The sequence below is a fragment of the Nocardia wallacei genome (assembly GCF_029869545.1).
GTDB lineage: Bacteria > Actinomycetota > Actinomycetes > Mycobacteriales > Mycobacteriaceae > Nocardia > Nocardia wallacei_A.
The window spans coordinates 1-11,746 of sequence record NZ_JARWQD010000327.1; the positions used below are offsets into that span (position 1 = coordinate 1).

Below are 11,746 nucleotides of genomic sequence, written 5' to 3' on the forward strand. Positions count from 1 at the left end.
ACCCCCGCTGCCGAGTCTATTCGAATCCCCCCACCACAGTCGCCCAACCACAACCCCCCGTCCAACATGCCCGGCCCACCCCCATCCCCGACGTACCTCGCTGACCGCCGATCCCGGCCAAAAGCGCGCACCGGGAACGAGAGGGCATGCGCGCGCCGGGAATGGGAGAGGGCATGCGTACGTCGGGGATGGGGGTGGGCCGGGCATGTTGGACGGGGGGTTGTGGTTGGGCGACTGTGGTGGGGGGATTCGAATAGACTCGGCAGCGGGGGTAGGGCGATCGCGAGCGTGATCGACGGCGAATGGAATGCGGGGGTGTGGTGATGGGGCCGTTACTGGTTCGTATGACCGGGGCGGAGTGGTTTCGCGCGGCGCCGGGCGGGCTGAACCGGTATTTCACCGATCTGTATGCGGCGCTGGCCCGTAGGACCGAGATCTCGGTCACCGCAACGGCTTTCGGCGATCCGCCGCCGGGCGGACGCTGTTGGGGACCCACCGGCGGGACTACCCTGCGGCGCGCGGGCCGCGCCTTCCTCGACCGCCCACCGCGCGGCGCCCTCCTCGACCGGCACTTCTGCCTCTACGGTCCCCCGGCCGCCGGGCCGCTGGTCGTCCACTTCCACGGTCCGTGGGCGCAGGAGAGCCGGATGGCGGGAGCGCCGGACCGCAGCGTGCGCGCGAAGTACCTGCTCGAGCGCCTCCGTTATGCGCGGGCGGACCGGTTCGTCGTACTGTCGGGCCGGTTTCGCGATGTCCTGATCTCCGATTACCGAGTGCCCGCGGACCGCGTCGCCGTCATCGCACCGGGCGTCGACCTCGATCGGTTCACGTTGTCCGATCTCCCCGCCGAATCGGCGCCCCTGGTGCTGTGCGTCCGGCGACTGGAGCGCCGCATGGGCCTGGACACGCTGCTCCGCGCCTGGCCCGCCGTCGTGGACCGGCATCCCGGCGCGCGCCTCACCATCGCCGGAACCGGCAGCGCGGCAACGGAATTGCGCGCCCTTGCCGCCGGTCAGCCGTCCATCGACTTCGCCGGGCGCGTCAGCGACGAGCGGCTCGCGGCACTCTACGCCCGCGCGCACTGCACGGTGGTTCCGTCGATCGCGCTGGAGGGCTTCGGTCTCATCGCCCTCGAATCCCTGGCGGCCGGGCGGGCGCCGATCGTCTCGGACTGCGGCGGGCTGCCCGATTCGGTCCGGGGGCTCGACCCCTCGCTGATCGTGCCGCCCGGCGCCCCGGACGCCCTCGCCCAGCGCCTCGCCGCCGCCCTCGACGGCGTAGTCCCTACCGCGAAACAATGCCGTGCGCACGCCGAATCGTTCTCCTGGGACGCCGCCGCCCGCCACCACATCACCCTCTACCGCGAACTGGCCGGACCGTGAAGGCCCTCTTCGTGGCGCATACCGCGGCACCGTCCGGCGCCGAACTGGCCACGCTGCGGCTGGTTTCGGCGCTGCGCTCGCACATGGATGTCGCCGCCGTCTACACCGCCGACGGTCCGATGCTCGAGCGAATGCGCGCGCGGGGCATCGAAACCCATTTGTTACGCAACACTTTCGACAGCCGCGCGATGACCATCGGAAAGGCCGATGCGCGCCGCCTGGTCACCGGCGCGATCGCCCTGCTGCGCGTGGGCTGGGCGCTGGGCGCCACGGCACGCGGAACGGAGGCCTCGGTGCTGGTCGCGGAGAGCACGAAAGCGCTGCTCATGGGCGCGGTCGCGGCTCGTCGAGCCCGGATTCCGCTGATCTGGCAGGTGCACGACCGGATCACGCCGGACTACTTCGGCCGCGGCCTCGCCCCGCTGATCCGCGTGCTCGGCCGGATCGTCGCGGACGGGTACATCGCCAACAGCCACACCACCCGCGCCACGCTGCGCACCGGGCGCAAACCCGTCGCCGTCGCCCACCCCGGTCTCGAACCGCGCCCGCCCGCGGCTCGTCCCGCCCAGCGCCCGCCGCGGGAGACGGTGATCGCCGTCGTCGGGCGGCTCGCCCCGTGGAAGGGACAGGACCTGTTTCTCCGGGCGGTCGCGGACACGGCGATCCGGCCGCATCGGATCCTGCTGATCGGCGGCGCGTTCTTCGACGAGGAACCGTACCGAGCCGAACTCGGACGCCTGACCGCCGAACTCGCGCTACCGGTCACCTTCACCGGCCACGTCGACGATCCGGAAAGCCTGCTCGCACAGGCCGATATCCTCGCGCACTGCTCCGTGCTCCCGGAACCGTTCGGCCAGGTCGTGGTCGAGGGGATGCGCGCGGGCTGCGCGGTCGTGGCGACCGGCCCCGGCGGGCCCGCGGAAATCGTCGAACCGGAGATCAGCGGCCTACTCGTGGCGGCAGGGGATCGCGGCCAGCTCACCGCCGCCCTGGACCGGCTCATCGGCGATGCCGGACTGCGCCGCAGGTTCGCCGACGCCGCCCGCATCCGGGCGCGGCGGTTCGGCATCGAGGAGACCGCCCGCACGGTCGCCGCGCTACTCACCTCGGTTGCGCGAAAGCGGTTGCGGCATGGCTGATTCCGCGGAGAACGACCGAAGCCCCGGCGGCGTCCGCGGGCGGCGTCCGATGCAGCACGGCCGGATCGCGATCCTGCGCGATATCGGCTACGTCAGCTTCGGCAAATACGGCCAGTACGTCATCACGGTGATCACGCTGCCGCTCATCGCCCGCCTCATCGGCCCGCACGGCGTCGGGTTGCTCGCGATCGGCATGTCGGCGTACTTCATCGGGTCGCTCCTGGTGGACCTGGGCATCACCTCGTTCCTGGCCGCCAAGGTGCACGATGCGGCCGACGGGGCGGCCATCGACCACCTGCGCGGCACCTACCTCGCCATCCGCGTCACCACATTGAGCGCCCTCGGCGCGGCACTGCTGGTCAGCCTGCCGATGGGGGTGCCGGAGCCGCTGCACATGATCCTGCTCGGCCTGTTCGCCGGTGGGCTCTGGTCGATCTCGGAGGATTGGCTGCTGATCGGGCAGGGCAGGTTCGGGACCTCGACGCTGTATCAGGGCGCGGGGCGGATCGGCTACCTGGCGCTGCTGGTGCTGTGGCTGCCGCGCATGCCCACCGCCACGACGGCGATACTCTGCCTGCTGCTGTCCTCGCTGCTGACCATCGCACTCACGTGGTGGGATGCGCTGCGCACCTTCGGAATTCCCGGGCGGCCGCGCCACGTGCGCCAGGTGCTGCGGATCGGTGCGCCGGTGCTCACCTCGCGCGCACTGGTCACCAGCTACGGGCAGGGTTCCGCGGTGGTGTACGCGGCCGTGCTCGACGCCGTATCCCTCGGGCTGTATTCGGCGGGCGACCGCCTGGTGCGGGCGATGCAGTCGCTGCTGGACCCGATCGGCTTCGCCCTGCTGCCGCGCATGGCGCGCCGCGGCGCGGAGGAAACCTTCTGGCGCAACGCGACTCGATCGCTGCTGGCCTGCCTGGCCGCGGCCGGTGTCGCGACCCTGGGCCTCTGGGTGGCCGCCCCGATTCTCGTGCACGTGATGTTCGGCAATGCCTTCGCCGCCGCGGTGCCGCTGCTGCGGGTCGAGGTGCTCATCCTGCCCGCCACGACCATCTCGTCGCTGGTCACCACGGCCGTGCTGCCGGTCCGCCAGGACACCGCGGGCGTACTCATCGGGGCCGTCCTCGGCACCTGCGTCGCGGCCGGGGCGCTCGCCGTCGCGGTGCACACCCACTCGGTGTGGACCCTGGTCTACGGCACCGTCGCGGCCGAAACCACGGTCGCGCTGTGGTATCTGATCCGCATGCGCTGGCTCGCCGTCGCCGAACGCGCCACCCGGCGCACCGCGTCCGTCGGGTGACGGCGCGCGAAGAGGGGGATCGATCATGAGAATTCTGTTCGTAGGCGACGATTGGATCGGCAGCAATGCCCGCTCGCTGGCCGACGGCTTCCGCCAGGCCGGGCACGAGGTGGTCGTGGTCGACACCACCGCCGTCACGCTGCCGCCCCGGCTCTCGCCGCCGTGGGTGTACGCGAAGGCGACGCACCGGCGGGCACCGTGGCGAATCCGGCGCATCCACGACGAGATCGACTCGCTCGCCGCCGATTTCGCGCCCGATATGGTGTTCGCCTTCAAGGCGGTGCACCTGGACCAGGCCCGGCTGCTGGCGGTTCCGGCCGCCCGGCACGTGCACTACAGCCCCGACGACGTCACCAATCCGGAGAACATCAGCGCCGACTACCTCGCGCACGAGGCCGAGTGGGATCTCATCGTCACCACCAAGCGGCACAACGTGCCGGAACTGCGCGAGCGCGGCGTGCGCTCGGTCGCCTTCGTCGCCAGCGCCTACGATCCCGCCTGGCATCGGCCCGCGGCACGGCGCGGCGGCGACCGGTTCCTGGCCGGTTTCATCGGCGCCTGCCGACCCGACCGGCGCGGCCTGCTCGTCGATCTGGCTCGCGAATACGGTGCGGCACTGGCGGTATACGGGCCTGGATGGCGGCGGGTGCCGCCGCTGTGGCGCACGGGCGCGGCGGTGCGCGGGCCGGTCTACGGCGAGGACTTCTCCGTCGCCGTCGCCGCGGTCACCGCGAACCTGGTGCTGCTCAACTCCGCCAACCGCGACACCCACACCTGCCGCAGTTACGAAATACCCGCCGCCGGTGGACTTTTCGTCGGCGAACGGACCGAGGAGCACGCCGCGCTGCTGGCCGAGGACACCGAATGTTTCCTCTTCTCCTCCCCCGCCGAACTACACGAGATCCTCGACCGCTGCGCACGACACCCCGACCGGGCGTTGGAGGTGGCCGCGGCCGGGCACCGCCGGATCACCACCGGGCGGCACCGCTACGTCGATCGCGCCCGCGAGATCGTCGAGGCGATCGGGTAACGGTCAGCCCGCCCGCGCGACATATGGGTGATGAAGGACATGGGGTGATGGGCGCCGCGCAGCCCGAAGTATTCCTCGTCGCAGCGGCATTGGCGAGCATGGTGATCGCCGCCTTCTGGCTGTCCGGACCGATCCGGATATTCCTGATCGCGCAGGTCGCGTACTGGACACTGTCCTACCTCGCGCGACCGGCCGTCCTGCTGTGGGTGCAGCCGCAACCGCGCTACGGCGACAACATTCCCGACCCGCGGCTGGCCCAGCTCGGCTACGACCACGGGATCGCGGCGGTGCTGCAGCCGGTGGTCTTCGGGCTGTGGCTGTACGCGGGAATGGTTGTGGCATATACGATCTGGTCCCGTCGGCGCGAGACTCGGCCCGATACCGCCACCAGCGGCCGACGCGCCCTGCCACCGGCGCATTTCGCCCACGACCCGATATTCCTGCGGACCCTCGTCGTGCTCTACGGCGTCGGCACGCTCGGCAGGCTCGTGGCGGTCGCGACCGGAAACAACGGCCGCGCGGGCGAACTGGAGAGCCCCGATCCGATCATCAATCTCATCACGCTGCTCGCCACGCTCGGCGCCGTCGGGCTCATCGTGTATGTGCGGACCGCCGCCGCGCGCACCACGATCCTGATCATCGGCGCGCTGATATTCGGCGAGCTGCTGTGGACGGCCGCGGTGCAATCGAAGACCCCGATCGTGGGGGCGGCCGTGGCGATCGCGGTGCGCTGCGCCATGACCGGGTGGACACGCGCCAAGGTGGCGGCGGTACTGGCGATCACCGTCCTCGCCGTCGGCGGATTCGGCTGGCTGCAGTCGCTGAAGGCCACCGATACCGCCAAGGCCGAGGCGGCGGTGGCCGATTCCGGCTATCCGGCCCTCGTGCGCCCGTTCCTCAGCCTGCTGCGCCGGTTCGACGGGCTGGAGGCCGCCACCGATGCCTTATACGCGGGCCCGCGCTCGTGGCTGACACCGCCCGAGGTGGCGCTGCACGCCGTGCAGAGCCTGATTCCCACCCAGCTGCTCGGCGCGGAGAAGTTCCGCTCCGGCGCCGCCTGGGCCGACGCCGTGCGCGGCGGCTCGGTCGATATGACACAGGTCTCGGTGTCGCTGGCGGAGGGGAACATCAACGAAGGCTATGTCCTGGCCGGGTATCCCGGTGTCGCACTGGGCGTCTCGATCACCTTCGTGCTGCTGCTCGGCTGGTCACACGCGCTCTACAGCCGCCATCTGGCGCTGCCGGTGCTCGCGCTCGCGATGATCGAGGTGCCGGTGCTGTTCGAACGCGGAATGCTCGGCACGGTCGAAACACTCGGCAAGTATCTGCAGGCCGTGGTGCTGGTGTGGGTCACATATCTACTGATCGCCGAATATCGGCGGCAGGCGGCGCAGCGCCCGGCACTCGCCGGGCCCGTTGCCGGGAAAACGAGGGCAGGGCAATGGGTTTGATCGATTTCTGGCATATCGTCCGGCGGCGGTGGCTCACCCTGCTCGCGGTGCTGGTGCTGTGCGCGGCCGTGGCCTTCGGGTACGCGCAGAGCCAACCGGTGTCCTACACCGCCTCCAGCACCTGCTACGTGTCGATGGCGACCGGCACCTCGGTCAACGACTCGTATCAGGGCGGCCTGGCCGCGCAGCAGCGGGTGCGGTCCTACCTCGATCTCGCGAGCAGCGAGACTGTGGCGCAGCGGGTGAAAGATCAACTCGGACTGTCGATGTCGACGGCCGAGCTGCGCGGCCGGATCGCCGCCTCCTCCCCGCCCGCCACCATGATCATCGCGATCTCGGTGCGCGACGGCACCGCCGACGGTGCCCGGATACTGGCCGACGAGGTGGTGTCGCAGTTCCGCTTCATGGTCAGCCAGCTGGAGACGATCCAGCGCGAGGCGGCACCCGCCGCCCGCGTGGCCGTGGTCGACAAGGCGCAGTTGCCGTCCGCGCCGAGCGGGCCGCAGACCCAGCGCACCCTCCTGCTCGGCGTGGCCGCCGGATTGATCCTCGGCCTGCTCGCCGCACTGGCGCGAGACCGGCTCGACCGGCGGCTACGGACCTCCGGCGATCTCGCGGCGGTCGCCCCCGTGCCGGTCCTCGCGATCATCGACGACGGAAGGCCCGGCGCCCCCGGCGAATTGCGGCGGCTGCGCACCCGGCTCGGTGACGAGACCGCGAGCGTGCTGCTGACCTCGCTGTCGGATCGCTCGCGGCCCGAGGTGGCGATCGGGCTGGCGCGGACCTACGCTGACACCGGTGAGCGGGTGGTGCTCGTCGATGCCGACACCACCGGGCGGGGCAGTTCCGGCCTGGTGCCGGTCAAGGCCACGGCCGGGCTGTCGGAACTGCTGCGCCATACTTCCCCGCTGGACGACGCGGTGACCGACTGGCCCGAGGCCGGGTTGAGCGTGCTGCCACTCGGTGTCCTCGATTCCCGCACACCGGATCTGCTGGCCTCCGAGCGGTTCGCCGAGATCATGTCCAAGCTGCGCAGCGAATTCGATCGCGTCGTGGTCGAGGGCGCGCCGGTCGCCGCGGCGGCGGACGCGCTCGCACTGGCCCGGCGCTGTGACGCGACGATCGGTGTCGTGCAACTCCGAACCAGCTCCGCACCCCAGGTGCGCGGCGCGCTGGCGACGTTCGGCACCGAAGCGCCGGCGGGGACGGTCGCCTATACGGCGCCCGCCGCCGGACTGCGGAAAACCCTGGGGCACTTGCGGAGACGCCCGTGATGCCCGGGGACGAGGGGGGCGGTGATCGCCTGCGGCGGCGACGGCTGCTGGCGGTCACGCTCGGCGCGGCGGCGGCCGGATCGCTGGCGGCCTGCTCCTCGGCGGCCCAGCCGGACGCCGAATTTCGTTCTCCGCGAGTGACCGACGCGCCGTCGGCACGCAATATCCGCGATTTCGGCGCGGTGGGCGACGGGCACGCCGACGATACGGCCGCCCTCGCCGCCGCCGTCGCGGTGGGCGACCGCCCGCTGGTGATGTATCTGCCCGCCGGGCACTACCGCGTCACCCGATGGCCCGAATTGCCGGATTACGCAACGATTCTCGGCGACGGCGCCGATATCACCACGATCGTGTACGAGGGCGACGAGACGCTGATCACGCTGCGCGGCAAGCAGCGCGTCCGGTTCGCGCGCCTCGGCTTGTTCCTGTCCGGCACCGCGGCCACCGCGGTGCGGCTGACCGAATGCTTCCGCTGTTCCTTCGACGCGGTGCTCCTGCGTGGAAATCACCTGTCGGAGAACTACCCCCGCTACGAGCGCCAGCGCGGAGTGGTCCTCGACGGCAACACCGGCGGCACCGCGTTCATCGACTGCGATATCAACAACTTCGGGTACGGCCTGGTCACCTCGTGCATCCAGAACTACGTCACCTCCTCCAAGTTCACCAACAACCGGATCTCGGTGCTGGGCACCGGCGGCGATCACAATGCCGGATTGGCGCTGTCCAACGTGGAATTCGTCTCCGACGAGGATCCGGGAACCACCGACCGCCACGTGGTCGTCGACGGCGCCGCCAACGACTGGTGGTTCACCAACGTCTGGTTCGAGGGGGCCGATACCGCGCTGGCGATCGGCGGCAACGGCGGCGGGCCCGCGCAGTTCGGGATGGTCAACTGCAAGGTGGCCGCGCGTACCACCTGTCTCGAACTCATTCACTGCCGCCAGCCCTACCTGGCCAATGTGCTGTTCGATCCGGACCTCGACAAGCCGCCCGTCGAGGTGCGCATAGACGCGGCCGGATGTCCGGAAGGCACGGCGATCAACCTGATTTCGGGCTCGCACGACGATATCGATCCCCGCGTGTTTCCCGAGGGCTGGCACGTCATCGGCCGCGGGCGGGTGCACGGGGCGCGGTTCTCCGGGACCGTGGTCGCGCAGGCCGCGCGCCCCGATGCCGATGTGCTGCAGATCCAGGACCGCGACGGCGCGGTGCTCTCGGCCGTGCTGCCCGGCGGCGCCTGGCTGTCCGAGCGGGCCGAGGGCGGGGTCGTGCTGCGCGATGCGGCGGGCGGGTACTGGCGGCTGTCGGTCGGCACGGACGGCGCCGTGCGCACGTCGTCGCTGGGCAGACAGCGGCCACGATCATGAGTAGCACGGCACCGCGGCTCGGCCCGCTGACCCTGCGCGGCAGGACCGTCGCCGTCCGGCCGCCGCGGCCCGGCGACCATCCGCACTGGCGGCGGCTGCGGCTGCGCGACCGCGCGCTCATCGAACCCTTCTGGTACAGCTCGCGATTGGACTGGGCGGAGCGGCATACCGAAAAGCAGTGGTTGCGTGAGTATCTCGTCAGCCGGGCCGAGTCGCGGGCCGGGCGACGGCTGCCCGGGGTGATCGAGATCGACGGCCGGTTCGCCGGGCAGTGCGAGCTGTGCTCCATCGACCTGCGCCGGGGCACCGCGGAGATGAGCATCTGGATCGACTCCCGGCTCGCCAGGCACGGATTCGGCGGTGTGGCCGCCGGACTCGTCATCGACTACGGATTCCAGACGCTCGGCCTGGCGCGCATCGTCGCTCCCATCTCGCCCGGCAACATCGCCGCGGCACACGGTGCGGCCGAACTCGGTTTCGCCCGAGAAGCCCTGATGACGCGGTATTTCGACGCGGGTGGGGCGCGCCGCGACCACGAGCTGTGGGCACTGACCCGCGACGACCGGCCGCCGGGCGGATTCGCCGCGTTCTGGATTCGCAGAATCGGGTCCACAGCGGCCGAAGGGACTTCCGCCTCTATTCCGGCAACCTCCCCGCGCCCGACCATGAAGGGGGGTTCGGCCGAGTCGGCCGACGACGACTCGGCCGGACAGCAGGGGGCTCGCAGTGGGCACTTATCCTCTGCCACAGCACTTTTCACCACCGCGCTGCGGCTCGCTATCGGCCGGTCGTGGCGGCGGGCGACGGGGCTGGGTGGCGCCTGCGCGGTGCGCCTGGAAATTCCCGGATATCGCTGTGCCGTGCTGCGTAGCAGGCGCCTGTCCGACCGTGCCGGGTGGCTGGCGGCGCGCCGTCGACACCCGGAATTCTTCGACGAACCCGGCCGCCCGCCCTGGTGGCGCGAGATCGCCCGCAGTCACGGCGGATTGCGCTCCCCCGCCGGGCTGGTGCTGGTGCTCGACATCGACGGCACCTACGCGGGTGAGGGCCGGTTGTACGACCTGGACATGTTCGATCGCAATGCCCGCCTGCGGATCTGGGCCGATCCCGCGCATGCCGACGCGGCCGTCCGCGCGGCCGCGACCCGGGCGCTGCTCGGCCACGCGTTCGGCGCGCTCGGACTGCTACGCGTCGCGACGGAGATCGACTCCGACGACCGCGAATCCGCCGCCGTCGCCGCCCGGGCGGGCCTGGTGAAGGAGGGAATCATGCGCAACTATCCGGGGCCCGCCGGGCGGCACACCGACCACGCACTGTGGGCGCTGACCGTGGCGCTGCCGGACGAGGAGCACCCGTGATGCGACAATTCGGCCGCAGCAACGAGGTTCAGCGCCGCCTGCACGAGGTGGTCCCCGGCGGCGCCCACACCTACGCCCGCGGCGCGGATCAGTATCCGGAGGAGATGGCGCCGATCCTGGTGCGCGGCAGCGGATGTCACGTCTGGGACTGCGACGGGAACGAGTATGTCGAGTACGGCATGGGCCTGCGGTCGGTCACCCTCGGGCACGGCTATCCGCCCGTGACGCAGGCCGCGACGCGGGCCGTCGCCGACGGCATGAGTTTCTCCCGCCCCACCGAGCTGGAACTGCTTGCCGCCGAGGACTTTCTGGCCCTGGTGCCCGGCGCCGACATGGTGAAGTTCGCCAAGAACGGCTCGGATGCCACGACGGCCGCCGTGCGCCTGGCGCGGGCGGTCACGGGGCGTGAGGCGGTGGCGATCTGCGATCAGCCGTTCTTCTCCGTGGACGACTGGTTCATGGGCACCACCGCCATGAACGCCGGGATTCCCACCGCGAACTCGACGCTGCGCTTCCGCTACAACGAGCTGGATTCCCTGGCGGCGGTGCTCGATTCGCAGCGGGTGGCCTGTGTGGTCATGGAGGCGGCCACCGCCCTCGCCGAACCGGATCCGGGGTATCTCGAGGGTGTCCGGGCGCTGTGTGACCGGCACGGCACGCTGCTGGTGTTCGACGAGATGATCACCGGGTTCCGGTGGTCTTGCGGTGGGGCACAACAGGTTTACGGGGTGACGCCGGATTTGTCCTGCTGGGGCAAGGCGATGGGCAACGGGTTCCCGATCTCCGCGCTGGCCGGTCGGCGGGAGCATATGGAGCTGGGCGGCCTGCGCACCGAACGCGACCGGGTGTTCCTGATGTCCACCACGCACGGCCCCGAAACCGGGTCGCTCGCGGCGTTCCGGGCCGTGGTGCGCGCCTACGCCGAGACCGACCCCATCACCCGCATGGAACACGCCGGGCGCCGCCTCGCCGACGGCGTGAACAAGATCGCCGCCGAACTCGGCATCACCGAATACCTGCAGGTGATCGGGCGGCCCTCCTGCCTGATCTTCACCACCCGCGACGTCGACGGGCGGCCCTCCCAGCCCTTCCGCACCCTGTTCCTGCAGGAACTGCTCGAGCGCGGCGTGCTGGGCCAATCCTTCGTCACCTCGGCGGCACACACCGACGAGGCCATCGACCACACCATCGACGCCTGCGCGGAGGCCGCCGAAACCTACCGCCGCGCCCTGGACCGGGGCGGTGTCGACGGGCTGCTGAGGGGTAGGCCCGTCGCCCCCGCCCTCCGCCGCCGGGCCACCCCCCGCGACCTCCCCCAATGACCCCCCCAGCCAACTTCCCGCACCCCCAGCGTGTTCCCGCACCCCTTTAGAGGCCCAGCAGCCCCTGCGGGAACACGCACGGGGGGCGGGAAAGGGTAGGCATGGGCGGGCGTCGCATCGCGG

At 71.0% G+C, this 11,746-nt stretch carries 9 protein-coding genes; all 9 read left to right on the plus strand.

The genetic code is table 11. From position 1 onward, the window contains the following. Window positions 1-344 precede the first annotated feature (344 nt). From QH290_RS29960 to QH290_RS30000, 9 genes are read left to right on the plus strand one after another with little or no spacing between them, the layout of a single operon-like run. The gene (locus QH290_RS29960; protein ID WP_280266009.1) at window positions 345-1,382 is read left to right on the plus strand and encodes a glycosyltransferase family 4 protein; all 1,038 of its coding nucleotides are present in this window, start codon (window positions 345-347) and stop codon (window positions 1,380-1,382) included. Beyond that, window positions 1,379-2,521, plus strand: coding sequence for a glycosyltransferase family 4 protein (locus tag QH290_RS29965; RefSeq protein ID WP_280386535.1), 1,143 nt, complete (start codon window positions 1,379-1,381; stop codon window positions 2,519-2,521). Before QH290_RS29960 ends, QH290_RS29965 begins: the two co-directional genes overlap by 4 nt. Window positions 2,522-2,570: 49 nt before the next feature. Beyond that, complete coding sequence (locus QH290_RS29970; protein ID WP_280386548.1) at window positions 2,571-3,821, plus strand: lipopolysaccharide biosynthesis protein; 1,251 nt, start codon at window positions 2,571-2,573, stop codon at window positions 3,819-3,821. Between the two features lie 25 nt (window positions 3,822-3,846). Beyond that, entirely contained in the window at window positions 3,847-4,851 is a 1,005-nt protein-coding gene (locus tag QH290_RS29975; protein WP_280386537.1) for a CgeB family protein, read from the plus strand. A 47-nt stretch (window positions 4,852-4,898) separates the two neighbouring features. Further along, window positions 4,899-6,302, plus strand: coding sequence for a hypothetical protein (locus QH290_RS29980; protein ID WP_280386539.1), 1,404 nt, complete (start codon window positions 4,899-4,901; stop codon window positions 6,300-6,302). Then, the gene (locus QH290_RS29985) at window positions 6,293-7,576 is read left to right on the plus strand and encodes a Wzz/FepE/Etk N-terminal domain-containing protein (protein WP_280386541.1); all 1,284 of its coding nucleotides are present in this window, start codon (window positions 6,293-6,295) and stop codon (window positions 7,574-7,576) included. Before QH290_RS29980 ends, QH290_RS29985 begins: the two co-directional genes overlap by 10 nt. Continuing rightward, window positions 7,576-8,943: a glycosyl hydrolase family 28-related protein gene (locus QH290_RS29990; RefSeq protein WP_280386544.1), complete on the plus strand. Its 1,368-nt coding sequence runs from the start codon at window positions 7,576-7,578 to the stop codon at window positions 8,941-8,943. Before QH290_RS29985 ends, QH290_RS29990 begins: the two co-directional genes overlap by 1 nt. Then, a complete protein-coding gene (locus tag QH290_RS29995) occupies window positions 8,940-10,301 on the plus strand; it encodes a GNAT family N-acetyltransferase (RefSeq protein WP_280386546.1) in 1,362 nt (453 codons plus the stop codon). The genes QH290_RS29990 and QH290_RS29995 overlap by 4 nt, the downstream gene beginning before the upstream one ends. After that, window positions 10,301-11,623 (plus strand): glutamate-1-semialdehyde 2,1-aminomutase, encoded by a 1,323-nt coding sequence (locus QH290_RS30000; protein ID WP_280386550.1) that lies wholly within the window; start codon window positions 10,301-10,303, stop codon window positions 11,621-11,623. Before QH290_RS29995 ends, QH290_RS30000 begins: the two co-directional genes overlap by 1 nt. The last annotated feature ends 123 nt before the right edge of the window (window positions 11,624-11,746 follow it).